Source organism: Methylobacterium aquaticum, assembly GCF_016804325.1.
Lineage (GTDB): Bacteria > Pseudomonadota > Alphaproteobacteria > Rhizobiales > Beijerinckiaceae > Methylobacterium > Methylobacterium aquaticum_C.
On record NZ_CP043627.1, the window covers coordinates 6,104,393 to 6,128,433 of the forward strand.

At 67.9% G+C, this 24,041-nt stretch carries 23 protein-coding genes and 2 pseudogenes; 16 read left to right on the plus strand and 9 right to left on the minus strand.

Annotated features, from left to right (window positions below):
- Positions 1 to 27 precede the first annotated feature (27 nt).
- Positions 28 to 1,791 carry a hypothetical protein gene (locus tag F1D61_RS28100; RefSeq protein WP_203155333.1) on the minus strand — a complete coding sequence of 588 codons (1,764 nt, stop codon included), beginning with the start codon at positions 1,789 to 1,791 and terminating at the stop codon, positions 28 to 30.
- Positions 1,792 to 2,538: 747 nt separating this feature from the next.
- Between F1D61_RS28100 and F1D61_RS28105 the strand changes: the two genes are divergently transcribed.
- A complete protein-coding gene (locus F1D61_RS28105; RefSeq protein ID WP_203155334.1) occupies positions 2,539 to 2,967 on the plus strand; it encodes a hypothetical protein in 429 nt (142 codons plus the stop codon).
- 654 nt (positions 2,968 to 3,621) lie between these two features.
- On the opposite strand, the gene F1D61_RS28110 is transcribed toward F1D61_RS28105, so the two are convergent.
- The 4 genes and pseudogenes from F1D61_RS28110 to F1D61_RS28125 form a co-directional block, all read right to left on the minus strand.
- The gene (locus tag F1D61_RS28110) at positions 3,622 to 4,569 is read right to left on the minus strand and encodes an alpha/beta fold hydrolase (RefSeq protein ID WP_203155335.1); all 948 of its coding nucleotides are present in this window, start codon (positions 4,567 to 4,569) and stop codon (positions 3,622 to 3,624) included.
- 219 nt (positions 4,570 to 4,788) lie between these two features.
- A pseudogene (locus tag F1D61_RS28115) lies at positions 4,789 to 5,337 on the minus strand (alpha/beta fold hydrolase); the annotation flags it as partial.
- A 265-nt stretch (positions 5,338 to 5,602) separates the two neighbouring features.
- Positions 5,603 to 6,373 carry an enoyl-CoA hydratase/isomerase family protein gene (locus tag F1D61_RS28120; RefSeq protein WP_048427937.1) on the minus strand — a complete coding sequence of 257 codons (771 nt, stop codon included), beginning with the start codon at positions 6,371 to 6,373 and terminating at the stop codon, positions 5,603 to 5,605.
- A 100-nt stretch (positions 6,374 to 6,473) separates the two neighbouring features.
- Positions 6,474 to 7,376, minus strand: a complete 903-nt coding sequence (locus F1D61_RS28125; protein WP_203155336.1) for a LysR family transcriptional regulator — start codon at positions 7,374 to 7,376, stop codon at positions 6,474 to 6,476.
- A 156-nt stretch (positions 7,377 to 7,532) separates the two neighbouring features.
- On the opposite strand from F1D61_RS28125, the gene F1D61_RS28130 reads away from it, so the two are divergent.
- The 3 genes from F1D61_RS28130 to F1D61_RS28140 all read left to right on the plus strand — a co-directional run bounded on the left by F1D61_RS28130 (position 7,533) and on the right by F1D61_RS28140 (position 9,711).
- The gene (locus F1D61_RS28130; protein WP_048427939.1) at positions 7,533 to 8,168 is read left to right on the plus strand and encodes a glutathione S-transferase family protein; all 636 of its coding nucleotides are present in this window, start codon (positions 7,533 to 7,535) and stop codon (positions 8,166 to 8,168) included.
- Positions 8,169 to 8,261: 93 nt separating this feature from the next.
- Complete coding sequence (locus F1D61_RS28135) at positions 8,262 to 8,936, plus strand: peroxiredoxin-like family protein (protein WP_203155337.1); 675 nt, start codon at positions 8,262 to 8,264, stop codon at positions 8,934 to 8,936.
- 58 nt (positions 8,937 to 8,994) lie between these two features.
- Positions 8,995 to 9,711 carry an SDR family oxidoreductase gene (locus F1D61_RS28140; protein WP_048427941.1) on the plus strand — a complete coding sequence of 239 codons (717 nt, stop codon included), beginning with the start codon at positions 8,995 to 8,997 and terminating at the stop codon, positions 9,709 to 9,711.
- Between the two features lie 98 nt (positions 9,712 to 9,809).
- On the opposite strand, the pseudogene F1D61_RS28145 reads toward F1D61_RS28140, so the two are convergent.
- Positions 9,810 to 10,741 (minus strand): annotated as a pseudogene (locus F1D61_RS28145) (LysR family transcriptional regulator).
- 118 nt (positions 10,742 to 10,859) lie between these two features.
- On the opposite strand from F1D61_RS28145, the gene F1D61_RS28150 reads away from it, so the two are divergent.
- Positions 10,860 to 11,549 (plus strand): SDR family NAD(P)-dependent oxidoreductase, encoded by a 690-nt coding sequence (locus F1D61_RS28150; protein WP_048427943.1) that lies wholly within the window; start codon positions 10,860 to 10,862, stop codon positions 11,547 to 11,549.
- Positions 11,550 to 11,655: 106 nt separating this feature from the next.
- Positions 11,656 to 12,429, plus strand: a complete 774-nt coding sequence (locus F1D61_RS28155) for an SDR family NAD(P)-dependent oxidoreductase (RefSeq protein ID WP_432443329.1) — start codon at positions 11,656 to 11,658, stop codon at positions 12,427 to 12,429.
- Between the two features lie 268 nt (positions 12,430 to 12,697).
- Here the strand turns inward: F1D61_RS28155 and F1D61_RS28160 are convergent, their stop codons facing one another.
- Positions 12,698 to 13,672 carry an AraC family transcriptional regulator gene (locus F1D61_RS28160; protein WP_048427944.1) on the minus strand — a complete coding sequence of 325 codons (975 nt, stop codon included), beginning with the start codon at positions 13,670 to 13,672 and terminating at the stop codon, positions 12,698 to 12,700.
- Between the two features lie 171 nt (positions 13,673 to 13,843).
- Between F1D61_RS28160 and F1D61_RS28165 the strand changes: the two genes are divergently transcribed.
- Genes F1D61_RS28165 through F1D61_RS28200 form a run of 9 tightly spaced genes read left to right on the plus strand, consistent with a single transcriptional unit; the run spans position 13,844 to position 20,903 of the window.
- Positions 13,844 to 14,503, plus strand: coding sequence for a cytochrome b/b6 domain-containing protein (locus F1D61_RS28165; protein ID WP_048427958.1), 660 nt, complete (start codon positions 13,844 to 13,846; stop codon positions 14,501 to 14,503).
- Positions 14,500 to 15,273: a molybdopterin-dependent oxidoreductase gene (locus tag F1D61_RS28170; protein WP_048427945.1), complete on the plus strand. Its 774-nt coding sequence runs from the start codon at positions 14,500 to 14,502 to the stop codon at positions 15,271 to 15,273. Before F1D61_RS28165 ends, F1D61_RS28170 begins: the two co-directional genes overlap by 4 nt.
- Complete coding sequence (locus F1D61_RS28175; protein WP_048427946.1) at positions 15,270 to 15,803, plus strand: hypothetical protein; 534 nt, start codon at positions 15,270 to 15,272, stop codon at positions 15,801 to 15,803. The genes F1D61_RS28170 and F1D61_RS28175 overlap by 4 nt, the downstream gene beginning before the upstream one ends.
- A 21-nt stretch (positions 15,804 to 15,824) precedes the next feature.
- A complete protein-coding gene (locus F1D61_RS28180) occupies positions 15,825 to 16,562 on the plus strand; it encodes a TIGR04282 family arsenosugar biosynthesis glycosyltransferase (RefSeq protein WP_048427947.1) in 738 nt (245 codons plus the stop codon).
- Entirely contained in the window at positions 16,559 to 17,923 is a 1,365-nt protein-coding gene (locus F1D61_RS28185) for a glycosyltransferase 87 family protein (RefSeq protein WP_203155338.1), read from the plus strand. Before F1D61_RS28180 ends, F1D61_RS28185 begins: the two co-directional genes overlap by 4 nt.
- Complete coding sequence (locus F1D61_RS34525; protein WP_246775579.1) at positions 17,920 to 18,525, plus strand: radical SAM protein; 606 nt, start codon at positions 17,920 to 17,922, stop codon at positions 18,523 to 18,525. The genes F1D61_RS28185 and F1D61_RS34525 overlap by 4 nt, the downstream gene beginning before the upstream one ends.
- Entirely contained in the window at positions 18,444 to 18,971 is a 528-nt protein-coding gene (locus F1D61_RS34530; protein ID WP_246775580.1) for an SPASM domain-containing protein, read from the plus strand. The genes F1D61_RS34525 and F1D61_RS34530 overlap by 82 nt, the downstream gene beginning before the upstream one ends.
- Before the next feature lie 4 nt (positions 18,972 to 18,975).
- Complete coding sequence (locus F1D61_RS28195; protein ID WP_048427950.1) at positions 18,976 to 19,674, plus strand: glycosyltransferase family 2 protein; 699 nt, start codon at positions 18,976 to 18,978, stop codon at positions 19,672 to 19,674.
- Positions 19,671 to 20,903, plus strand: a complete 1,233-nt coding sequence (locus tag F1D61_RS28200; protein ID WP_246775581.1) for a pyridoxal phosphate-dependent aminotransferase — start codon at positions 19,671 to 19,673, stop codon at positions 20,901 to 20,903. The genes F1D61_RS28195 and F1D61_RS28200 overlap by 4 nt, the downstream gene beginning before the upstream one ends.
- A gap of 142 nt (positions 20,904 to 21,045) precedes the next feature.
- On the opposite strand, the gene F1D61_RS28205 is transcribed toward F1D61_RS28200, so the two are convergent.
- Both F1D61_RS28205 and F1D61_RS28210 read right to left on the minus strand, forming a co-directional pair.
- Positions 21,046 to 21,675, minus strand: coding sequence for a tyrosine-type recombinase/integrase (locus F1D61_RS28205; protein ID WP_048427906.1), 630 nt, complete (start codon positions 21,673 to 21,675; stop codon positions 21,046 to 21,048).
- A 341-nt stretch (positions 21,676 to 22,016) separates the two neighbouring features.
- Positions 22,017 to 22,721: a TetR/AcrR family transcriptional regulator gene (locus tag F1D61_RS28210; RefSeq protein ID WP_342027894.1), complete on the minus strand. Its 705-nt coding sequence runs from the start codon at positions 22,719 to 22,721 to the stop codon at positions 22,017 to 22,019.
- A 49-nt stretch (positions 22,722 to 22,770) separates the two neighbouring features.
- Between F1D61_RS28210 and F1D61_RS28215 the strand changes: the two genes are divergently transcribed.
- Complete coding sequence (locus tag F1D61_RS28215; RefSeq protein WP_158004039.1) at positions 22,771 to 23,880, plus strand: FAD-dependent monooxygenase; 1,110 nt, start codon at positions 22,771 to 22,773, stop codon at positions 23,878 to 23,880.
- Positions 23,881 to 24,041 lie beyond the last annotated feature (161 nt).

The window sequence follows — 24,041 nt, forward strand, 5'->3', positions numbered from 1 at the left end:
AGGCTCAGTCCCGTCACGCCTTCTACGTCACGCGCGGTGCAGGTGCCTCAGGAACAGAGGCACGACCGGCACGCGGCCGGCGTAGGGCCCTGAACGCGACAACCCGCCGAGCGGCCTGAGCTGCTCGGCGGGTTGCGGGTCTCGATGCGGTGCTGCCACGTCGTGAACAGGCCCAGGATAGGCGCCGGCCCCGCATCCTTCAAGGACACCCGCCTCTTCTTCGTCACGCGCAATATACCGTGACACTTCGCGGGAGGCTGCTTCGACGGCCTCGACAGGTTCCGATGCGGGCTCGATCCCAGGCTCGGCGCGGGGACGCTTGGGCTTAGGCACGGAGGCGGCCGCAGCCACCGCCCGGGCCTCGGACATGGCCTTGTCGAGATAGGCCTTCTTCACCCCAAGCCTCTCCATCACCGCCGCCCTGTTGAGGCCCTGCGCCATCAGGGAGAGGGCCTGCTGGCCGATGGCGAGGCGCGCGTCCTGCATCGCGTCGCGCGGCTTCACCCCGCGGGCCCGGCGGCTCTTCTCCTGACGTTCGGCGGCCCGATCCCTCTTCATCGCGGCCGGGATCATCATGCGGAGGTCGAAGCGGCGGGCTTCGGTGACGGTGACGCCGAGCTCGGCACCGAGCTTCTTCGGCCCGACCGGATAGCGCCCGCGCTTGCCCAGAGGCACGTCCGAGCGGTCCTGCGCCTCGGCCCGGCGGATGACGCTCCCCGCCTGCGTCAGAGCCGTGGCGACCGACAGGTTGAGGTGGGGGGCCCACTCGGCGATCCGCTCGCGCAGGGCCTTCGGGTCCATCGTCCAGGCCCAGACCGTGGAGAGGGCGAGGAGCCACTGGTTCCGCTCGCCCTTCGAGACGCCGTGCGGGTACCGTCCCCGGCAGAGGGCTTCCACGTCGCGCTGGAGCGTTCGGTAGTAGGTCTGGCCGGTCAAGACGGGCGATTGTCCGGAGTGGATCCTGGTGGCAGCAGCGGCCTTCCTGACGGCCTTGGCGGCGGCCTTCTCAGCCTTATACGTCGCGACCTGCTCGGGGGTGTAGGGGAAGGCGGCGCGGCACAGGTCCCGGAACGAGTGGCGGACGATCTCGCCCACTGTCGACGGCCAGATCATCCGGACGGGGTTGCCGCTGTTCATCGTCCCTACGAGCCGCAGGTTGGCGGAGGCGGGCATCACGGCCTTGTCCCTGCCCATGTCGATGAAGAGGTCGCCGAGGGTCGTCTGCAGGGCGTTCCAAGCCTGGCGGGCCTTGGCGGGCACGGCCTCCGTGAGCCAGACCACGTGATACCCTGCACCGGACCTGACGATGTAGCTGGGCTGCGGGATGCCGAGCCGAGGTCCCGCCTGCGCCAGCCGGTCGAGGATCTCCCAGACGACGCCCGTCTCGGAGGCGTCCTTCCAGGCGGCCTTGTTGTAGGTGTCGAGGTCGAGCCACACGGCACCGAAGGCGGCGACGTTCGCGACCCGCTTGCAGGGCCCCGTCCGGTAATCGTCGTAGCCTCGCTGGGGGCGGGGCGTAAAGGCGTTGAGGGTGATGAAGGACGGGTTGTGCCGGTAGATGGCCTCGCGGGTCTCAGAGGCCGTGGCGCCCACGTTGAACCATCGCCACTCCTCGTTGCCGTGCGCGTCGAGGTGGGGGCGACGGCCGCCGAGGACGACGATGCCCTTCCTGCCCTCAGGGAGGATCAGGGAGGCATGCAGGGCGGGTGAGACGAGGGAGGTAGGGAGGAGCCTGTCCACCTCGTTGAGGCAGGCAGGACGGCCGCCCAGCGGCATAAGGGTGGTGTCCACGACGGTTCCTGTCTGAGGCCATCGACACCGGGGCAGCACGTCCGGGGGCGAGGCGAATACTCGGCAGGCAGATGGTCCCGCGAACGACGGGTGGGCACAAGGGGGGAGACAGGGCGGAACCGTGGCTTCCTAGGGGATGGTTCCAGGCGATCCCCGGGGACCCGTCTAAAGACCATACCTATATCCCGTGACACATCGCGGGAGGGAGCCACAACCTCATAACAAGATCTTACCGGGGCGAATCGGTCGCCGTGCCACTTTGGGATTCCCTTCGTGACGGCGATGAGAGCGACATGCCTTGGGGGCCCTGCCCATATCGGCGCGCCCTCCTGAGACTTTGCCCACCTCCCTCAGTAGGGCCCACCGCGTCAGATGCCCTCGCCGTTGAGCCAACCTCACCGTCCAGCGTCGTCTGCTGCCCCTCGGCCACCCGCGCCGGCCCACGTGATGCCGCATGCGGCCCAGCGATCTGCCGATGGGGTCCCGCGTCGCAATAGAAATTGGCGTATCCAGATCAAGTTGGATCGAGCGCATCGCTCAGGCTCTCACACCCCTGCGGCCCCGAGGCGGTATCTTTTGGTAAGTGACATCAACAATAACCGTCAATATTCAATCAAAAATGTTTAAATTACTATCGATATTTGCATTGGTTCTACCGATGTAGCCCGGTGATTTTGTGACCATTAAGAGTCGGGAAAATATTTTATGTGAAGCATGTGCACAACGAAACTTGCGACATCCAATCTAATGTCTGATTACATCGAAATAGCCGCAGCCGTCTATGCAGCGCTCTCTGACGATGAAATTGCCGAGCTCTCTGAGGGAATACGAATAGCTCGATTGGCCTATGAAGACGATGGCATGAATGAAGATCTGCAGGGCGATGACTGGTCTTGTATCATGATGCAGCATTCAATGTCAGCTCGAGGGATAGGACGTCGCAGTAAGCGTGCCACCAAATCCGATATTATAATGACATGTGTAGACTTGGCTCTCCTGATGCCGACAGCAGGACACGACTGGCGGCGGATCCTTGGTGTATTTCAAAGTCACAGTGCTCGCGTTGAATATCTCTTTACGTCCGCTGCGCAGAGCATGATCCCGGCGCAACCTAAGGTGCTCCGTCAAGTGCGTAAGCTTGTGGCGACTGGAGGCTTGCAAGGTGGCTTTTCGTGAATAGTTGAGTCGCGCAATATAAGCCCCTCCTATGTCGCGCAGAAAATAATGGATAGGGTTATAGTGCGCATCGGCGGACTAAGATTAGATATGATGAGTGTTGGCATATTTTAGGGGGGCGGTTCCGTCATGTTAATGCACAGCCGCATCGATTACCCATCTAATTGGGAGGGGCGGGCGCATTCGAGTTCTCGAATTTGTGGTAGTCCTTGGGGACCATCGTTGGCTCCCGCAGTTGCTCAGGGCCTCGGCTCAGAGATGTCCGGCCTGTGGAGCGCGGCCGGTACACATGCTGAAACGACCCGATCGTGATGCATGCCACGAAGCGGCAGGTGGTGACCGTCCTGGCGCATGATCGCCTCGCAGCCGGCGACTTCTATCGGGGAGGCTTGCACAATCCATGCTGCCGACCTCGTGCGAACCTTCCAGCTGCTACCATCGAAGGACTACATGAGGTCGGCAGTTCGCATGCTGCTTGTTCAGCTGTGCGCCATAAGCGGACTTCCAGCGTACAGCAGTACTTGAGCTGCTTGCCACTTGTGAGCGGACATTGCAATCGTCGGCGCACATTTTCGAAATTGAATGCTGAGGACAGCGTCGCCGTTGTCCCGATTGAATCCTTACTGGGCTTAAAGTCGGGTGGCAGTCGGCCGATCACGGTACCGCGGCAGTGATACGGCCGAGGAAGTCCCGAGTCAGTCGCGCGACATCGTCCGTAGCCTCGTCCAATGCGAAGTGCCCGGCATCAAGGAGATGAAGTTCCGCGTTCGGCATATCACGCAGATAGGCCTCTGCTCCTGGCACGATGAAGGAGGGGTCGTAGCGCCCCCAGAGGATGAGGGCCGGCCGCGGATGCTTGCGCATCCAGGCTTGCCAGGCCGGATAGGATGCGACGTTCGTGCGATAGTCGTAGAGGAGTGCCGCCTGGATCTCCCGCTCGCCCGGGCGACCCAGGATGGCGTGCTCGTCCCTCCATAAGTCCGGGTTGTAGCGCTCGGGATTGGGGCTCGTCCCGAGGTGGCGCTGCTTGGCACCCTCGAGCGAGGTAAAGGCGTCGACCTGCTCGGGATGGGACGTGGGATCGGCCCAGTACCGGGCGATGCCCCGCCACTTGGCACCGAGGCCCTCCGTGTAGGCGTTGGCATTCTGGATGATCAGCGCGCTCACCCGCTCGGGGCGGGCCATCGCCATGCGGAAGCCGACCGGACCCCCATAATCCTGCATGACGAGCGTGTATCGTTCGAGACCGAGGTGAGCGACCAATTCCGCCATCGTCGCCGCCAAGTTGTCGAACGTGTAGGCGTATTGCGCGGGCGATGGTGCGTCGCTCTGACCGAATCCCGGGTAGTCGGGGGCGATCAGGTGGTAGCGGTCAGCGAGCAGTGGCAGCAGCGAGTCCCATTGCCGCGACGACGACGGGTAGCCGTGCAGTAGCAGGATAGTGGGCGCGTCCCGTGGACCGGCCTCGCGGTAGAAGATGCCGACGCCGTCGACCGCGACGCGATGGTACGTCGTCGTGGCCGCAATCGAGGGAAGCGGCTTAGAAGAGCTCTGACCAAGCATCAGGGCAGTGGCGGCTGCAAGGATTGTCCCTGTCGTCATGGTTCGCCTCCTTGAAGGGTCTCACGGTCCGGTTGGTGAAGAACGACGGGGACGTAGGCTGGCACGCCGAGACCCCCGCCCCACGTTCACTGCGAGCCCCCAGCGAGGTACCGGGTCGCGCCTAGCACTCAACGGAAAGCTTCCTTTCGGGGACGATTGCCTTGCCCGAACCGGCGGAAAGTCAGGATGGAGCTAGCCACGCCGTCCTGACAATCCTCTTCAGGCATGCAGGAAGTCCGCGATGGCCTCCGCGATGACAGCGGCATGGGTCTCCAGGGCGAAGTGCCCCGTGTCAAGGAACCGGATCTGGGCATCCGGGATATCGCGCCGGAACGCCTCCGCGCCGGCCGGCAGGAAGAACGGGTCGTTCCGGCCCCAGATCACCAGCAACCTCGGCCGGTGCGTGCGGAAATAGGTCTGGAAAGCGGGGTAGAGCGCCACGTTGCTGGCATAGTCGCCGAACAGGTCGAGCTGGATCTCGTCGACCTCCGGCCGCTGGATGTACCAGGCGTCGAGGGCGCTCCCATCCGGCGAGACCAGCGACGTGTCGGGCACGCCGTGCTCGTACTGCCAGCGGATCGAGGCAGGGGTCAGCAATTCGCGCAGGGCCTGCCGGTTGGCCTCGCTCCGGTCGCGCCAGTAACGCTGGATCGGGTTCCACCCCTCGCTCAAGCCTTCCTCGTAGGCGTTGCCGTTCTGCGAGATGAGGGCGGTCACCCGCTCCGGGTGCGCCATGGCCACGCGGAAGCCGGTGGGCGCGCCGTAGTCGACTTCGCGACGCCGCGCATTCGCGCATCCCTGGGTACCATCGTCGCGTACGCGTAGGAGCCGGTCCGCCGTTCGACTCGGGACGATCGTTTCCCGGGCGGCCGGACAGCCGGTCACATCATCTGCATGACGACGTCGCACCCTCGAACAGACCTGTCCGAAAGCGCGAGGGTACGAGACAGCGGCCGTACGAACGCGAGAACGGCTCATCGCGCTCTCCTCGCTCTCACGGTGAGCCGTGCATCGGTTCCGAGCGGGCCGACGCTCAGGCCTGGGCGGCCATGCGCCTCGCCACGTCGGCGGCGCTGATGCCCTCGAGCGCCAAGCCGTAGCCGGTGCCTTCCTCGACGAGCCGGCGCAGGCGCTGCGTCAGCGCGATCCGGGTGTAGCGTCCGGTGAGCGGCGGCAGCGCGGCGATGCCGTCGGCGATCTCGTGCGCCCGCGCCAGCAGCCGGTCCCGCGGGACGATCTCGTTGACGACGCCCCAATCCTGGGCAGTCCGCGCATCGAGGATCTGCCGCGTCAGCAGGAAGTACCGCCCGCGGATCGAGCCGATCACCTCCGGCCACAGGATATGCATCCCGTCGCCCGGCACGATGCCGAACTCGAAGTGCGGCTTATCCTGGAACACCGTCTCGGGCGTCGCCAGGATGATGTCGGTCAGGAGCGCGTACTCGCTGTGCAGCAGCACCGGGCCGTTGAGCGCGGCGATCATCGGCACCTCGATGTCGAGGATGTTGCCGAGCACCTTGCGGCCCTCGCGAAAAATCTTGTCGTAGCCCTGGGGCGTGAAGAAGTCGAAGCCCTCGGGGCTGATCGCGTCCATGAACGCGTCGCCCGATCCGGTCAGGATCACGGCGCGGGTGTCGCGGTCCTCGCCGATGGCGTGGAACAGGTCGACGAATTGCTCGTGGGTGTGGCCGTCGAAGACGAGCTTGCCGCCCTCGCTGTGCAGCACGACCTCCAGAACGCCGTTCGGCTTGCGGGTCAGGCGGGCATTGGGGAAGGCGTCGCGGTAGCTGTCGAAGCGGGCCATGGAGGCTGTCCTCGTTGTCGTGCCGGCCCTGGTCCGGTCGGCGTAAGGACGAGTTAAGGGCTTACACCCGGAGACGGATGACGGCGCGTAGCGATAAGGCTTATGCCGGCGCGGAATGGGCGGCCGCGTCCGCCATCACCGCCTCGACGAAGCCGGCGAAGAGCCGGGCCTTGGTGCTCGCCATGCGCCCGGTGGGGAACACCGCCCACAGGTCGATGGCGGGCAGGCTCCAGGGCAGGAGCAGCCGCCGTACCGCGCCGCTCGCGAGCTCGGGGGCGAACATCCAGTCGGACGCGATGGTGAGGCCGATGTCAGCGAGGACCGCCGCGCGCAGGCCCTCGGCCGCGCTGACCCGCACGCGCCCGCGCACCGCCACCGAGATCTCGGTGCCCTCCCGGGTGAAGGCCCAGATCTCGGGCTGCTGGCTGTAGATCACCGCCTCGTGCTCGGCGAGATCCGCGGGCGCGTGCGGCTCGCCCGCCCGGGCAAGGTAGCCGGGGGTGGCGAGCACCGAGCGCGCGCCGGTCGCGAGCCGGCGCGCCACGGCAGCGGAATCCGGCAGTGCCCCCATGCGCAGGGACAGGTCGACCCCCTCGCTCACGAGGTCGATCACCCGGTCGTCGAGGATCACCTCGATGTCGAGGTCGGGATGCTGGTCGAGGAAGCGCGGCAGCATCGGGACCACGTGGAGCCGAGCGAAGGTGGTCGCCGCGGACACCCGCAGACGGCCCGCGAGCCCGGCTCCCGCGCCGCGGGCGGCGAGTTCAGCCTCGTCGGCCTCAGTGATGGCCGCCCGCGCCCGCTCGTAGAAGCGCAGGCCTGCTTCCGTCGGGCTCAGGCCGTGGGTCGAGCGGAGGAGCAGGCTGACCTGAAGCCGGTTCTCCAGCTGCGCGATCGTCTTCGAGACGGCGGGCTGGCCGACGTTGAGGAGCCGCGCGGCCCCTGAGAACGAGCCGGCCTCGACCACCCGCACGAAGGTCGCCATCGCCTGGTAGCGGTCCAAGTCGCTTCCCCCGTCAATCGTTGCTCCCGGGAGGTCATTCCTCCTGGGAATGAGCGTTATCGCCTCCGGCCGGCTGCCCCGTCCATCGCCCGAGGAGCATCACGGTGACCGTTCCCACCGCGAGAGCCGCGGTGGCCCGTCCGGAGCCCGGTTGCCATGTTCGAGGTCTACGCCTTCGCCACGCCCAACAGCATCAAGGTGCCGATCGCGCTGGAGGAACTCGGTCTCCCCTACCACCTGCACGGCGTGAACGTGCGCCGCGGCGAGCAGAAGGCGCCGGACTTCATCGCGTTGAACGCCAACGCGAAGGTGCCGGTCCTGGTCGATCCCGCTGCGGCCGGAGGCCGGTTGGTCCTGACCGAATCCGCCGCGATCCTGGTCTACCTCGCCGAGACGAGCGGCCAGCTGCTTCCGGCCGCCGGCGAGGGCCGGGCGCGGGTGTTCGAGCAGCTGTTCTTCCACGCCTCCGGGCTCGGACCGGCCTTCGGCCAGGCCGGCTTCTTCCAGCGCCAGGCTTCCGAGCCGCAGCCCCTCGCCATCGCGCGCTTCTCGGCCGAGGCGAGACGGACGCTGGCCGTGCTCGACGGCGTGCTGGCCGAGCGCTGCTTCGTCGCCGGCGACGCGTTCACGGTGGCCGACATTGCGCATTTCGGCTGGCTGTGGCGGCGCGACTTCGCGGGCGTCGGCCTCGACGACATGCCCTACGTCGCCCGCTGGTACGAGGCCGTGTCGGCGCGTCCCGCCGTGCAGCGCGCGGTCGAGCGGGTGAACGCCCTCGTCCCGCAGGCCTGACCGGGATCCGTCCTCTCTCCGCAGGCCTCCGCAGCTGCCCTGAGCCCGACGCGGATGGCTGGTGCCCCCAACCCTTCGTTCAGGAGCCGATCCATGACTCTCCAAGCCAAGCTCGATGCCTTCAAGGCCGATTTCCAGGCCGGCAAGCCGCCCTACAACGTCCCGCCCTCCGTGATCGAGACGATGCGAAGGGCCACTGCCGAGCTGATCGCTTCGGGAGTCGCTGCCCGCGCCCTGAAGGCCGGCGACCGGGCGCCGGCCTTCACCCTCGACGATCCCGACGGGCGGCCCGTCGCCTCCGCCGACCTGCTGGCCCGCGGGCCGCTGGTGGTCAGCTTCTACCGAGGGGTGTGGTGCCCCTACTGCAACATGGAGCTCCAAGCGCTCCAGGAGGCCCTGCCGGAGTTCCGGAGGCTCGGGGCGCGCCTCGTGGCGATCTCGCCGCAGAGCGCGGCCAACAGCCGAAAATCGGTCCGCCAGAACGCGCTCGCCTTTCCGATCCTGTCGGACCCGCACAATGCGGTGGCCGCCGCCTTCGGCCTGCGCTTCGCGCTGCCCAGTTACTTGGTCGAGCTCTACAAGAGCCTGAAGAACGACCTGCCGGCGTTCAACGGCGACGAAAGCTGGAGCCTGCCGATGCCCGGACGCTTCGTGATCGGGCAGGACGGGACGATCCTCTACGCCGAGGTGAACCCGGACTACACCCGCCGGCCCGAGCCCGGGGACATGCTGCCGGTGCTCCGCAGGGCCCTCGCCGTTGCCGCCTGACCCCTCGCGCCCGGGCCGCAAGGGGCGGCCGGGCGCTCCCGCAAGAAGGAAACCTGAGATGTCCCGGACCTTCCTCGTCACCGGTGCCAGCAAGGGCATCGGGCTCGCCCTCGCGCACCGTCTCGCGGGCGACGGCCATCACGTCGTCGGCCTCGCGCGCCACAGCGCCGAGGGCTTTCCCGGCACGCTGGTGGCGGCCGACCTCGCCGACGACGCCGCGACCGCGGCGATCCTCGCCGACCTGTCCCAGCGCCATGCCTTCGACGGCGTGGTCAACAATGTCGGCCTCGTGCGGCCGCAGCGGCTCGGAGCGGTCGAACTCTCGGCGCTCGACGAGGTGCTGCGCGTCAACCTCCACCCCGCGCTCCAGGCGGTGCAGGCGGCCCTGCCGGGGATGCGGCAGCGCGGCTTTGGCCGGATCGTCAACATCGCGAGCCTCACGATCCTCGGCAGCGTCGAGCGCACGGCTTATGCGGCCGCGAAAGCGGCGCTCGTCAGCTTCACCCGCTCCTGGGCGCTCGAACTCGCCGCGACCGGGATCACCGTCAACGCGGTGGCGCCGGGTCCGACCGAGACGGAGCTGTTTCGCGCCAACAACCCGCCGGGCAGCGAAGGCGAGCGGCGCTACCTCGCCGGCGTGCCGATGGGGCGGTTCGGCCGGCCCGACGAGATCGCCGCGGCCATCGCCTTCCTGATGTCGGACGGGGCGGCGTTCATGACCGGCCAGACGCTCCACGTCGATGGCGGCGCCTCGATCGGCAAGGCGGCGTTCTAAGCATCATTCGCCGAAGTGGTCACCGGTTCGGCAACGAAAATGATGCGAAAACAAGAATCTAGGCAGAGTTGCCCCGTGCAACTCTGCCTAGACATCCGTCAGCGCGTCGCGTCCGCATCGAGCTCGGTCTCCCCGCCGAGCAGCGTCAGGCACCATTCCGTGAACACCCGGACCTTGGCGGCCCGGTGGTGCCGCGACGGGTAGATCGCGTAGAGGGGAAAGGTCTCGCCCGGCCAGTCCGGGAAGATCTCGACGAGCCGGCCCTGGCCGAGGATGTGCCGGGTGCCGAGCTGCATGACCTGGGCGATGCCGGCCCCTTCGCAACAGGCACCGATCATCGTCTCGACGTCCGACACCATCAGCCGCGCCGGCTGGCGCACCAGCAGCACCTCGTCGCCGCGGCGGAACTCCCATGCGAACGGGCGTCCGGTGAGCGGGTCCTGGTAGTCGATGCAGGCGTGATCGAGGAGGTCGCGCGGATGCGCCGGGCGGCCGTGGGCCGCGAGGTAGGCGGGCGAGGCGACCGTCAGGATCCGGGTCTCCAGGAGCTTGCGGGCGGAAAACCCACGACCGGCGGCTCGCCGAAGCGCAACGCCATGTCGAAGCCGTCGGCGACGAGGTCGCCGATCTGGTCGCGCATGATGAGTTCGAGCCGCAACTCGCGGTGGGCCTCGAGGAAGCGCGCCAGCTCGCGCGACAGGACCAGTCGCGAGAAGAAGGGATCGACGTTCACTCTCAGGCGCCCGCGCACCGTCCGGGCACTGCCCGCCGCGTCGAGCGCCGCCGCCTCGATGCCGTCGAGGAGCGGCCCGACCCGCTCCCAGAAAAGCCGCCCCTCGTCGGTGAGCCGCAGGGTCCGGGTGGTGCGATCGAGAAGGCGTACGCCGAGGCGGGCCTCCAGCCGCTGGATGGCGCGCCCCACGCCCGACTGGGTCAGCCCGAGCGCCTCGGCGGCCCGGGTCATGGTCCCGGCCTCGACCACCGCCATGAGCACCGTCACGCCGGCCAGCAGCCGGCCATCGTAGGGCATCGGGCCATGACTCCGGATCGTTCCATGACTTCAGGTCCGGATTGTTCTGACAGATCGGCGCTCATCTCGGAAGAGTTGGTGCGCCATGGAATCGGCAGCAGATTCGTAGGAGCTTCGCATGACACAGCACGCTACGGCACTCGTCGTCGGCGCCTCGCGCGGCCTCGGGCTCGCGCTCGCGGAGGAATGGCTCGGGCGCGGCTCGCGCGTGATCGCCACGGCACGCGGTCACTCCGCAGGCCTCGACGCGCTGACAGCCCGCTTTCCCGGCAGCCTCGAGGTCGAGAGCGTCGACATCAACCAGGCCGCCACCATCCAGGCACTCCGCCGGCGGCTCGACGGACGGCGCGTCGACGTCCTGTTCGTCAACGCCGGCATCGCGCGGGCCATCGAGGCGAGCCCGGCCAGCGCGAGCGAGGCGGACTTCCTCGACATGATGCTGACCAACGCGTTCTCGCCCGTGCGCGCGGCCGAACTGTTGCGCGACCTGGTGCCGGCCGGGGGCACCATCGCGATCATGACCTCGGAACTCGGCAGCATCGCGAACGCCACGGGCGGGTGGCAGCTCTATTCCTCCAGCAAGGCCGCGCTCAACATGCTGATGAAGGGCTACGCGGCCAAGCACGCCGATGACGGGCACGCGGTGCTGCTGGTCGCCCCGGGCTGGGTGCGGACCGAGATGGGCGGCAGCGACGCGCTGCTCTCGATCGAGGAGAGCATCCCGCGCGTCGTCGACATGATCGAGGCGAACCGGGGCCGTGCGGGCCTGCGCTACGTCGACCGGTTCGGCGCGCCGCTTCCCTGGTGACCGGGTGCCGCCGACGCGACCCTGGCGGCACGGCCGCCGATGCTCTGACCGGAGGACCATCATGGCACGCATCCTCATCACCGGGTCCGCGGACGGGCTCGGCCTCATGGCCGGGCAGCACCTCGCCCGCGAAGGGCACGAGGTCGTGCTGCATGCCCGCAGCGACGCGCGCGACGAGGCGGCTTGCCGGGCGCTGCCGGAGGCGGCCGGCATCCTGATCGGCGACGTCGTGACGATCGCCGCGATGCGGGCGGTCGCCGCGCAGGCGAACGCGACCGGTCGCTTCGACGCCGTCATCCACAATGTCGGGATCGGCTACCGCGAGCCCCGCCGGATCCCGACCGCGGACGGGCTGTCCCACCTCTTCGCGATCAACGTGCTCACCCCCTACCTCCTGACTGCCCTGATCGAGCGCCCCGACCGGCGGGTCTACCTGAGCTCCGGCATGCATCCCGGGGGGGCCGGACATGGACGACCTTCAATGGGAGCGGCGGCGCTGGAACGGGTCGCAGGCCTACGCCGAGAGCAAGTTCCTCGACGTGGCGCTCGCCTTCGGGGTTGCGCGCCGGTGGCCGGACGTGCGGGCGAACGCGCTCGAGCCGGGATGGGTCCCGACGCGGATGGGCGGTCCGGGCGCACCGGACGACCTGGCCCAGGCTCACACTACCCAGGCTTGGCTGGCCGTGAGCGACGAGCCCCTCGCCCACTCGACGGGACGCTACTTCTACCACCGGGCGATGCGCGAGCCGGACCCGCTCACGCGGGACGAGGCGTGCCAGGACGCGCTTCTGGATGCCTGCGCGCGGCTGACGGGCGTCCCCTTACCGCGATGACGATCGGGCTCGGATCGACCGACGCAACCGATCGAACGGGACCTTAAAGGACATATCTCGGCCGAGCAGGCATTCGCGTTGTCCCGCAACGCGACTTCTTCCAACGACGGGCGAGTCATGCGTCGGATATGCTCGCGTATAGTCCGGTCGGCGTCCCTGGCGCACCTCCTCCCCTTCGCCGCACCAGATTTGAACGATAGCGCACGCCGGGCGTCTTTCGCGGACCCGGCTGTTTGGCGACAGTGACGTGGGATGACGACAGCGATGCTTTCGATGCTCAGACCAGGTCCGCCGCCGGTGCGGCCGCCCGCGCCCTCACTCCTCGCCGGCAGCCCGCCCGGCGTCGCCGGTTCCGGTATCCGCCAGGGGCTCTGCAAGGGGGTCGGCGCGGTTGCGGTACGTGCTCGGATCGCAGCCATAGGCCGCCTTGAAGGCGTGCGAAAAGTAGCTGCGGCTGGCGTAGCCGACGCTCTCGGCGATGACCTTCACCGGCATCGGCGACGTCGTCAGCAGCTTGGCGGCCAGTTGCAGGCGCGCCCGTTGCAGGAACTCGATCGGCCCCTCGTCGAAGGTCGCGGAGAAGCGCTCGGCGAAGCCGGTCCGGCTCAGTCCGCAGCGCGCGGCGAGGCTGTCGACGGTGTGTGGCGCGCCGGGCGCGTCGAGGATCGCCGCGATGGCGGGCACCAGCCGGGGATCGCGCAGGGCCTCGAAGATCGGCGACCGGGTCCCCTTCTCCAGGTGGACGCGGAGCAGGATCGCCAGGCACTGCTTCATCAGCGCGCTCGTCACTTCCTGCGTGCCGAGGCCGGGCCGGACCAGCTCCTCGATCATGAACGCGAAGGCGTGGCGCAGCCGGGCGTCGGCCGACAGATCCTCCGCCAGCGGACCATGCAGGCGGTCGAACAGGCCGAGCGAGCCCGCATAGCTCGCCGAGATCGACCCGCAGGCCAGGAGGATGTCCCGGCTCCCATTTCCCGCCGTGTACGCGACGAGGCCGTTGGGAAGGAGCCGCCGCACCTCCCCGCTCGTCACAGTGCTGGCCGCGTCCATGGACCCGATCGAGTAATCGACGTCGCGGGGCAGGATGATCATGCTGTTTGGGCCAAAGAGCAGCGGCGGCTGATCCGCGACCACGATCGAGCCGGAGCCCGCCAGGACGTAGTGGACGAGGAGCGCGTCGGTCAGGGCGCTCTTCGCCAGCCGCCAGCCGGTCTGGATCTCGCAGAACGCAAAGGCGTGGACCTGCACGGACAAGGTGGGCAGCAGGCTGGCGAGGACGGTGCAAGTCATGCGGCCTCCATGGATCGCTCGTCGCAACGCATTTGCGATCCATAGCGATCTATGTGACGTCGATCAAGGTATTTCCGTATAATAAATGCAAAACTATCCGTGATTTTCATGACATAAACATCGATGTATCTTCGCGCTCCCATACGATGACTTGAGGAAATGCTTCGCATCATGAGACCGAATCCTGACAGCGCCGGGCGCCGGCTGCATCCCTGGCCGGTGCGCCTCATGCACTGGACCAACGCACTGGCGATGGTCGTGCTGATCGGCTCCGGCTGGGGCATCTACAACGACTCCGTCATCATCCACGGGATCTACTTTCCCAGGACGCTCCGGATCGGCTCCTGGGCGGCCGAGAGCCTGCTCTGGCACTTCGCCGCGATGTGGCTGCTGATCGCCAACGGCGCCGCCTACCTGGCCTACGGGATCGCGACCGGGCGCCTGCACGAGCGCCTCCTGCCGATCCGCCTCCGCGACGTCGTCCAGACCCTGCGCGACACGCTCAAGCTCAAGCTCGCCCACGAGGACCTGACGACCTACAACGCCGTCCAGAAGATCCTCTACATCGTGGCGATCCTCGCCGGCATCGCTCAAGTCGTCAGCGGCTTGGCGATCTGGAAGCCGGTGCAGCTCTCCGGCCTCGTCACGCTGCTCGGCGGGTTCCAGGGCGCGCGCCTCGTCCACTTCGTCGGCATGGGCGTCCTCGTGGGCTTCCTCCTCGTCCACGTCGCGCTCGCCCTGCTGGTGCCGCGGACGCTGCGGGCGATGCTGACTGGCGGCCCCGTGCTCCGGCCGACGCCTTCCGCCGCGGCGACGGAGTCCGCCCGATGAGATCCCCTTTCCGCCCCCTCACGGTGCCGGATCCCGGCATCCTCGACGACCATCGCCCGCTCCTGCGGCGGATCGAGCGCCGAGGCTTCCTGCGCGGCGGCCTGTCGCTCGGCGCGCTCACGATGCTGACCGGCTGCGACGTGAGCGATTCGGGCGCGGTCGGCCGGGCCCTGCGCGCCGTCTCCGACCTTAACGACGGCGTCCAGGCCGCGCTGTTCGATCCGAACAAGCTCGCGCCCGAATACCCGGCGTCGATGGTGCTCAAGCCGCCGCGCTTCAACGCCTACTACGACGTCGAGGAGGTGAAACCGGTCGACGGCGACGCGTGGCGGCTCGAACTCGCCGGCTTGATCACCGACAAGCGGCCCTGGACGCGAGGCCAGATCGCGGAGCTGCCCGAGCGCGAGATCATCATCCGCCACGTCTGCGTGGAGGGCTGGGACTATATCGGCCAGTGGTCGGGCGTGCCGCTGCGCACGTTCCTCGAACGGGTCGGGGCCGACCTCACCGCCAGGTACGTCGCCTTTAAGACGGCGGACGACTACCCGAGCAGCATCGACATGGCGAGCGCGCTGCACCCCCAGACGCTGCTCGCCACCAAGTACGCCAGTGAGAGCTTGCCGGACCCCTACGGCTACCCCTTGCGGTTGCGCACGGCGGTCAAGCTCGGCTTCAAGAACCCCAAATGGATCACCGCCATTGAGGTCACCAATAGCTATCCGGGCGGGTACTGGGAGAGCCGGGGCTTCAACTGGTTTTCCGGGCTATGAGCGCCCGTCCTGCGAGCGGCCTCGCCGCCTGCCTCGCCGTCTGCCTGGTCTTGGCGCTCTCCGTCGCCGCGCAGGCGCAGACGGCGGGCCCGTCGCCGGCCCCCGACCACATGCCGGTGCCCGGCATGACCGTCCCCGACATGGCGGCGCGGGCGGCGCGGCGCTTTCCCCAGCCGGTGCGCGTCGGCGACCTCGCCGGCCGCCTGCTGCTCCAGCCGGAGGAAGCGCAGCCCGTCCTCGGCCGCGTGACGGGGCTCGTACGCCGCGGCGATGCGGTCGCGGTCGTCGTGCGCCTCGACGGGGCGTTGGGGCTGGGATGGCTCGGCCTGCAGCGGATCGATTGGAGCGGGTTCGGGCCGCGCCTGGTGGCGGTGCCGGTCGAGGCGGTGGCGCTGCTCGGCGAGCACGTCGCCCTGATGGGCCTGACGTCCGAGGGCCTGCGCGCCCTGCCGAGCGTCGCGCCCGACTCCGCCGCCGCTATCCCGCCGGACGCGACGATCCGCGTCGGGATCGTCCGGCCCTTCCACTGAACAAGCGCGGGATCCCCGCCGATGACACGACGACCCAGCCCAGAGGCGGCCGCGACCTGCGCGATCGGCGTGATGGCGAAGGCCCCGCAGAGCGGCCGCTCCAAGACGCGGCTGTGCCCGCCGCTGACCCCGAACGAGGCCGCGTCCTTGAGCGCCGCCTTCCTGCGCGACACGACCGACACCCTCGCGCGGGCGGCGCGATCCGCTCCGATCAGTCCTTACGCGGCCTACGCCCCGCCGGGGGCCGAGGCCCTGGTCGCCTCCCACATCACGCCCGGAACCGCCCTCGTGCTGGCGGACGGCACCGCGCCGGCTCCGGCGGCGGTCGCGGGATTCGGCCGCTGTCTGCTCCAGGCCGTCCAGGGCATGCTCGATCGCGGCCACGCGGCGGCCTGCGTGCTCAGCGCCGACGTGCCGACCCTGCCGGCGCGGCTCCTGGTCGAGGCAGCCCGGACCCTGCTCGCGCCGGGCGACCGGGGCGTGCTCGGCGCCTGCGATGACGGCGGCTACTACCTCCTCGGCCTCAAGCGGGCCCATGCCCACCTGTTCGCCGAGATCGCATGGAGCACCGCGTTCGTCGCCGACGCGACCCGGGCCCGGGCCCGCGAGATTGGCCTCGACCTCGTCGAGCTGGAGCCGTGGTACGACGTCGACGACGCGGCCTCGCTCGCGCGTCTCGCAGCCGAGACCGCCGGCGCCCCGGCGCCGGTGACCCGCGCCGCCCTGGCGCGCCTCGCCCGTGAGGCCGTGCCGGCATGATCCGAGTCCTCGCCGACCCGGGCGGGCGGCTCGCGGCGCTGGGAATCTTGCTCGCCGGCATCAATCTCGGCGCGCTCGCCCTTCACGTCCCGGGCGCCGACACCGTCGGCTCGCCGGCCCGCGCCAACGCCTTCGTCGGCGTGGTCGCGCTCGGTCTCGTCGTCTACCTCCTCGCCGTGCGCCTGGTGCTGCGCGAGCGGCTGCCCCGCGCGGCCGTTTGGATGATCCTCGGCCTCGCCGTGGCGATGCGCGCCGCGCTGCTGCCGGCACCGCCCTTCCTGTCGAGCGACATCTACCGCTACGTCTGGGACGGGCAGGTCCAGGGTGCCGGCATCAACCCGTACCGCTACGTTCCGGCCGACCCGGCCCTGGAGCCCTTGCGCGATCCGGCGATCTACCCGCTGATCAACCGCAAGGACTACGCCCACACGATCTACCCGCCCGCCGCGCAAGCGGTCTTCGCCGCCGTCGGGCAGGTCTCCCGGAGCGTCACCGGGATGAAGCTCGCGATGCTGGGCTTCGAGGCGATGAGCATCCTGACGATGCTCGCAGTGCTGCGCAGCGCCGGCCTGCCGCCGGAGCGCATCCTGATCTACGCCTGGAACCCGCTCGCCCTGTGGTCCTTCGCCTGCGACGGGCACGTCGACGCTGTGGCGGTCGGCCTCCTCGGGCTGGCGCTGCTCGCGCGCACCCGCCGTCGCGACGGACTCGCGGGCGCCCTCCTGGCCGTGGCGACGCTGGTGAAGGTACTGCCGCTCGCGGTCGCGCCCGCCTTCGTGCGCGGCGGCCGGCTGTGGCGGCCCGTGCTCGCCGGGATCGCGGTCATCATCGTCCTCTACCTGCCCTATCTCGGCGTCGGCTGGGGCGTGCTCGGCTTTGCCAGGTCCTACGGGACGGAAGAAGGCTACGACACCGGCGCGGGCTACTGGCTGCTCGCCGGGCTCGGCCATCTCGGCTTCAGCCCCCCGGGCCTCGTGCGGGCCTACCTCCTGTGCGCCGGCCTGGCGCTCGCCGCCCTCGCGCTTCGGATCGCCTTCGGGCGGAACGACAGGCCCGGCACGGCCGACGCCGTCGCCCTGTGCCGCGATGCCGGGATCCTGGCGGCGCTGGCGACCTGCGCGGCGAGCCCGCACTACGCCTGGTACTATCCCTGGCTGACGCTGCCCGCGGTCGTCGCGCCGCTTCCGGCCGTGATCTGGCTCGGCGCGGCGCCCCTGCTGCTGCTCATCGACCCGTTCGACGACCGCTTCCTCTGGCCGGCGCTCGTCTTCGTGCCGGGCCTCGTCCTGGCCGCCCGCGCGGCGTGGCAGGCCCGCAGGCGGCGCCCGGCCGCCCTCCTCCCCCAAGGAACCGCCCGATGACCGCCTCCGCCGCCCTTAAGGATCCGCGCCGCTACTTCGAGGAGATCGGCGCCGCGCGCACGGCCGAGGCCGTCGCGCTGCCGGTCTGCCTCTACCTGGAGGTCACGAACCGTTGCAACCTTCTGTGCGAGACCTGCCCGCGCACCTTCGAGACCCTGGAACCCCCGGCCGACATGAGCTGGGAACTGTTCACCCGGATCGTCGACCAGGTGCCGAACATCGCCCGGGTCGTGCTCCACGGCGTCGGCGAGCCGATGCTGGTGCCGGCGCTGCCGCGCATGATCCGCTACCTCAAGGACCGCGGCACCTACGTCCTGTTCAACACCAACGGCACCCTGCTGCAGCCGAAGCGGTTCGGGACGCTGATCGAGACCGGGCTCGACGAGTTGCGCGTCTCCCTCGACGCCGCCGACCAGGCCTCGTATCTCAGAGTGCGCGGCAAGGACTTCTTCGACCGCATCGTGCGCGACGTCGGACAGTTCGTCGCCTACCAGAAGGCGACCGGCGCCACGACGCCCGCGTGTCGCTCTGGCTCACCGGCCTCAAGGAAACCGTCGACCAGTTGCCCGCCTTCGTGCGGCTGGCCGCCGCGATGGGCGTGACCGAGGTGCATCTCCAGCGCCTGGTCTTCGATGAAGCGGGCTACGGCATGGCCCGGGCCGACCTGTCGCTGTTCGAGAGCGCGCGGTCGGAGGAGAGTGCGTCCATCGCCGAGGCGGAGGCGCTCGGCCGCTCGCTGGGGGTGACGCTCGACGCCTCGGGGGCGACCGAGCCCGGGATCAGCCTCAGGAAGCAGGACGACCGGGCCTGGGCGACCTGCCGCCGGCCGTGGTCGCTGATGTACTTCACCGCCCATGGCCGGGCGCTGCCCTGCTGCATCGCGCCGTTCTCGGTGCGCGGCTACTCGCACTACACGCTCGGCGACGCCACCCAGGCCACGTTGCGGGAGATCTGGAACGGCGAGGCCTATCGCGACTTCCGCGCGGCGCTCCTCTCCGACGCGCCACCGAGCCCGTGCCGCAATTGCGGCCTGCGCTGGAGCCTGTGAGCCGATGCACCCGGTCAGCATCGTCATCCCGACCCTGAACGAGGCCGAGGCGATCGGCGCGGTCATCCGCGAGATCCCGCGGATTTTCGCGGGCGACGTCATAGTGGCGGATGGCGGCTCGACGGACGGCACCAGGGGCGTCGCCCGGGCCGCCGGCGCCCGGGTGGTCGAGGCCGGCCGCGGCTACGGCCGGGCCTGCGCGCTCGGGGCGGAGGCGGCCGATCCCGGCAGCCGCGTCATCGTCTTCCTCGACGGCGACGGGGCCGACCGGGTGGACCTGATCGAGGCGATCGCCGGCCCGGTGCTCGCCGGCACCCAGGACCTCGTCCTCGCCTCTCGGACCCTCGGCCACCGCGAGCCCGGCGCGATGCTCTGGCACCAGGTGCTCGCCGGGCGTCTCGCGGGACTCGGTATCGGCCTGCGCTACGGCGTGCGGTACACCGACATGTGCGCCTTCCGGGCCATCGATCGCGCCGCGCTCCGGGCCTTGTGCCTGCGCGAGACGACCTACGGCTGGAACATCGAGATGCAGTTGCAGGCCGCCCGCGCGGGCTTGCGCGTCCTGGAGGTGCCGATGTCCTACCGGCGCCGGATCGGGGGCGCATCGAAGGTCGCGGGGTCGTTGTCCGGGACGCTGCGGGCCTCGGCGCGCATCGGCGCGACCTACCTGCGCGTCGCCACCCGTCCGGCGCCGCGCGCGTGAGGATCGCTGTGGAACTCGACGCGGACGCCTCGACCGACCGCTGGATCGACGACGTGCAGGAGGAGGCTGGGATCGACCGGCGGGAAGGCGGTGGCCCGCCCTCCCGGTCCTTCGCCATGGCGGATTACCTGAACCGCTGGTCGGCTTGTGCGCATCTCGATCTCGCGGCGTCCGATTCACAGCCGCTCTCGCTATCCACGCTGCTGCGCCTCGCCGGCCCGGACGACCGCTTGCGCTGGCGGAGCACCGGTCTGGGCTACGCCGATCCGCGCGGCTCCCTCCGGCTGCGCAAGGCGATCGCCGCCCGCTACGCGACAGCCGGGGCGGACGACGTGCTCGTCGGTGCGGGCGCGCAGGAGACGATGGCGTGCATCCTCCATGCGCTGCTGGCGCCCAACGACCACGCCGTGGTGGTGGTGCCGATCTACCAGCCCCTGGAACTCGTCGTGACGGGCCTGTGTGCCGCGGACGGGGTCGCCCTGTCCAAGGACCGGGCCTGGAGCCTCGACCTCGACCGCCTCGCCGCGGCCTTGCGCCCGAACACGCGGCTGGTTCTGACGAACTTCCCCAACAGTCCGACCGGCGCGACCCTGGACCGGCCGACCCTGGACGGCCTGATCGCCCTCTGCTGCCGGTATGGCCTCTGGCTCGTCAACGACGAGGTCTACCGCCAGACCGACCCCGGCCCGGACAGGGCCGTTCCGCCCGTCGTGGACCTCTACGAGCGCGGGATCTCGATCAACGGGCTGTCGAAGGGGTTCGGGCTGCCGGGCCTGCGCGTCGGCTGGGCCGCCTGCCGAGACCGCGCCGTCCTCGGCCGCGCCCTCGCAGCCAAGAACCTGCTGTCGAGCTGCCTTGCAGCTCCGAGCGAGATCCTGGGCGAGATCGCGTTGCGGGCCGAGCATCGCATCACCGATCGCGCCCGCGCGATAGGACGGCGCAACCATCGCCGCCTGCGCGCTCTGCTCGATCGCCATTCCGAAGTCTTCGAGGCGGACGAACCAAGGAATCTCGCCTTCGCGTATCCGCGGTTTCGCGGGCGTGAGGGGGCGACCGATTTCGCGCGGACGCTCGCATCCGAGGCCGGCCTTCTCGTCCTGCCGTCAGTTCTATGGCGCTCGTCTCTGGCGCCGATCCCCGAAGACCGTCTGCGTCTCGGCCTCGGTCGTATCAGGAGCTTTGCGGCGCTTGGGGTACTTGAGAAGCATCTGCTCCGGCATGCTCGGTAAGGAGTGCGGTCCATCCGCCGCTATACTCTTCGAAGCGGACCTTTGAGATAGGTCAGATAAATGTCTGCATGGGGTCATTCGGCCCCCTTAGGGGCAACCATCCTGCTGGTACGCCGCAGCCGTTTAGACCGCGGCGCCCTGTTCAGATTTCGGTCTGCTCCGAGAGGATCAGCGCGTCGTCAACCTCAATGCCGAGGTAGCGAACCGTGCTCTCCAGCTTCGTGTGGCCGAGCAACAGTTGGCAGGCTCGGATATTGCCGGTACGCTTGTATACCAGCGCGACCTTCGTGCGGCGTAGGCTGTGCGTGCCGAACGCCGAAGGGTCCAGGCCGATCAGGGCAACCCACCGGTCTACCAGCCGACTATAATGCCGAGTCGTGAGATGCTCTCCGGGACGACTCCGGCTTGGAAACAGCCAGTCGGAGGCTTTCAACCTGCGCGCAGTCAACCAAGCCGTGAGAGCTTCGCGCGTCGGTTCGGTGATCTCGAACGGAACCGGCCTGCCGGTCTTGCGCTGGCAGACCGTCGCTCGAAGACGCACGGCGTCGCCAAGATAGATGTCACTAACACGCAGGCCGACGAGATCACACCCGCGCAGCTTGCTATCGACGGCAAGGTTGAACAGGGCAAGATCTCGCGTGCAATTAGCGAGCTGAAGGCGCGTGCGCAGGGCCCAGATGTGCTTCGGCTTCAGCGGCGGTTTAGGGCCGACGATACGGCCGCGGTTCCAAGGAACACGCGGTTTGGTGGAGACGGTAACGACCTCAGGCATGACAGGCTCCTGTGTTAAGGAGCCCGCCATGAGGGACCCGATGCTGCCAGTGAGTCCAATGTCGAATGACGGCTCTCTGTGGCACAAGCCGACATCGGCGCCGGCGGGCCTGGACTGCTGCTCCCGACCCTTTGCTGACCCTCGGAAAGTCTGCTTTCTGGCCGCCTACCTAACGATCATCTACGACCGGATCAGGTGGCTTTCTGCCTATCTACTTCTGGATAGCGTATGCATAGTAGTGGACGTATCTGAGTTAATCGCGCGAAATCACAAACAAAATCTCGCCATAGCCGCCATCATAAATTCATCTTCACATGCCCTCATCCACACCGTGGACCCGCCTAGACATAGGGCGTTCCTGATACCGCAGCAGCAGCGGCTTGGAAACCTCGATCGATAAGACGAAGAAATATTTGACCGGCGGCCTCGGCATCACCGTTTCTGTCAGCCACGTTATACCCTTCGAAAAATGCCACGCTCCACGTAGCTACGAGCAAGCCCGCTAGCAAATGCGCGTCGGTATCGTCCGCTGGTCGATCGATCGACTCTGCCAGCATCGCTGCCAGAACGCGCGTGAACTCGCTGCACATCTGGCGCGCGCGCGCCTTCAGCGCCTCGCTGGCCAGCGCCGTCGCCACGAACCTCAGGGGCGCACCGAAAAGCGGTAGGAGCGGGTTCCGGTCCTCGATACAGCGATGAGCGAGCAATCGCAGTGCCGTGACCGGGCTCATTTCCTCTTCCCGCCCCTGGATGGCCGCGAACACCATCTCGCGCACTTCGTCCTCGCGGTCGAAGAACATGTCCTCCTTGCGGGGAAAATGATTGAACACGGTCATACGGCCGACATCTGCTGCCTCCGCAATCTCGTCAATCGTCACCTGATCAAAGCCGTGCTCCATGAACAGGCGCGTGGCCGAATCGGAGATGGCTTGGCGCGTCGCTAGCCGCTTCCGTGTGCGCCTGTCCAGCTTGGGGCTTGCGTGTTCCTGCATGTCAATATATACTCGGTATAATTTCATATCGAGATTACTTTGAGGTGGTGGCATGCCCACGTCAACTCCTATGTCAGGTGCGCCCCTCGCCGAGCCTCGGTCCGTGCTCGTCAGCGGTGCGAGTTTCGCTGGCTTGGCGACGGCATTCTGGCTGAACCGACTCGGATATCGCGTCACAGTGGTTGAGGTCGCACCTAGTCTCCGGCGTGGCGGGACGCCCGTAGATATCCAGGGCGAGACAATCGCCATTCTCACGAGCATGGATTTGATGGAGGCCGTTCGGGAGAGAACGCTTCCCCCTCGGCGCTTCGCATTCAAGGATGCGAAAAACACAACGCTGGGCGAAATGGCCCACCACCCCGACGACGAGGCGGGACCGCGATACGAGATCCACCGCGACGACCTGTTGGAGGTTCTGTCTGGCGCAATCGGGGGAGATGTGGAACTGCTGTTCAATTGCTCGATCGTGGCGATTGAGGAGCGTCCTGAAGGGGTGTCGGCGACGTTCAGCGACGGCAGTCGGCACGAATTCGCACTGATATTTGGCTGCGATGGAAACCGCTCCAATACGCGCAGGCTAGTGTTCGGCGACGGCGAGCAGTTCACCCATTTCATGGGCGGATATTTCTACCTCAAAGTCGTGCCAGATACCGGACTGCTTCCGCCGAATAGCTCGGAGGTTTTTGCCGTTCCTGGACGGATGGCGATGCTGAACGGCTATGACGATCGCACGGATATCGGCTTCGGGTTCCGCACGGCTGGCGAGATCGAATACGATCACCGGAACAAGGATCAGCAACGTCGCCTGATCGAGGAGCATTTTTCCGGTCTGGAATGGAAAGTGCCGGACATGCTTGCTCATATAGGCGACGACAATAATTTCTATTTTGATCGTATCAGCCAGATTAGGATGCCGACTTGGTCGCAAGGGCGCATCACTCTCGTCGGCGACGCGGGTTATTGCGTGTCCCCTTTCGCTGGCCTCGGTGGCTCGATGGCCATCATCGGCGCGGGAAGGTTGGCCGACGCCCTGGCGCGGCATCCAGACAACTATGCCGCCGCATTTCGCGCTTATGAGGAAGGACTACGGCCGTTCGTCGAACAGGTACAAGAACGGGCTGCTATAGATAGCGTACAGATGCTGTTTCCGGGCGACGAGGCCGAAATGGCGGAGCGAGATCGTAAGCTGGCCTTCGGAGATATCGGCGTTTAACAGCCATTTTGAATAAGATTCGACGGCGGCACGAGTAGCTGGGTTGGGTCGGAGGCGGAACGTCTGCTTCATCGCGAAGATTAAGTGCCCGCTTTCCACCCGTTGCAGACGCAGGTGGCCGTGCCTTTAGAGGCTCAGAGCCGTGTTCTCATCGTTCAGAC

Bases quoted from the DNA above. Each gene is read 5' to 3' on its own strand.
- F1D61_RS28105 (WP_203155334.1), top strand. From the start codon at position 2,539: ATGTCTGATTACATCGAAATAGCCGCAGCCGTCTATGCAGCGCTCTCT.
- F1D61_RS28110 (WP_203155335.1), bottom strand. From the start codon at position 4,569: ATGACGACAGGGACAATCCTTGCAGCCGCCACTGCCCTGATGCTTGGT.
- F1D61_RS28120 (WP_048427937.1), bottom strand. From the start codon at position 6,373: ATGGCCCGCTTCGACAGCTACCGCGACGCCTTCCCCAATGCCCGCCTG.
- F1D61_RS28130 (WP_048427939.1), top strand. From the start codon at position 7,533: ATGTTCGAGGTCTACGCCTTCGCCACGCCCAACAGCATCAAGGTGCCG.
- F1D61_RS28135 (WP_203155337.1), top strand. From the start codon at position 8,262: ATGACTCTCCAAGCCAAGCTCGATGCCTTCAAGGCCGATTTCCAGGCC.
- F1D61_RS28140 (WP_048427941.1), top strand. From the start codon at position 8,995: ATGTCCCGGACCTTCCTCGTCACCGGTGCCAGCAAGGGCATCGGGCTC.
- F1D61_RS28150 (WP_048427943.1), top strand. From the start codon at position 10,860: ATGACACAGCACGCTACGGCACTCGTCGTCGGCGCCTCGCGCGGCCTC.
- F1D61_RS28155 (WP_432443329.1), top strand. From the start codon at position 11,656: ATGGCCGGGCAGCACCTCGCCCGCGAAGGGCACGAGGTCGTGCTGCAT.
- F1D61_RS28160 (WP_048427944.1), bottom strand. From the start codon at position 13,672: ATGACTTGCACCGTCCTCGCCAGCCTGCTGCCCACCTTGTCCGTGCAG.
- F1D61_RS28165 (WP_048427958.1), top strand. From the start codon at position 13,844: ATGAGACCGAATCCTGACAGCGCCGGGCGCCGGCTGCATCCCTGGCCG.
- F1D61_RS28170 (WP_048427945.1), top strand. From the start codon at position 14,500: ATGAGATCCCCTTTCCGCCCCCTCACGGTGCCGGATCCCGGCATCCTC.
- F1D61_RS28175 (WP_048427946.1), top strand. From the start codon at position 15,270: ATGAGCGCCCGTCCTGCGAGCGGCCTCGCCGCCTGCCTCGCCGTCTGC.
- F1D61_RS28180 (WP_048427947.1), top strand. From the start codon at position 15,825: ATGACACGACGACCCAGCCCAGAGGCGGCCGCGACCTGCGCGATCGGC.
- F1D61_RS28185 (WP_203155338.1), top strand. From the start codon at position 16,559: ATGATCCGAGTCCTCGCCGACCCGGGCGGGCGGCTCGCGGCGCTGGGA.
- F1D61_RS34525 (WP_246775579.1), top strand. From the start codon at position 17,920: ATGACCGCCTCCGCCGCCCTTAAGGATCCGCGCCGCTACTTCGAGGAG.
- F1D61_RS28195 (WP_048427950.1), top strand. From the start codon at position 18,976: ATGCACCCGGTCAGCATCGTCATCCCGACCCTGAACGAGGCCGAGGCG.
- F1D61_RS28205 (WP_048427906.1), bottom strand. From the start codon at position 21,675: ATGCCTGAGGTCGTTACCGTCTCCACCAAACCGCGTGTTCCTTGGAAC.
- F1D61_RS28210 (WP_342027894.1), bottom strand. From the start codon at position 22,721: ATGCCACCACCTCAAAGTAATCTCGATATGAAATTATACCGAGTATAT.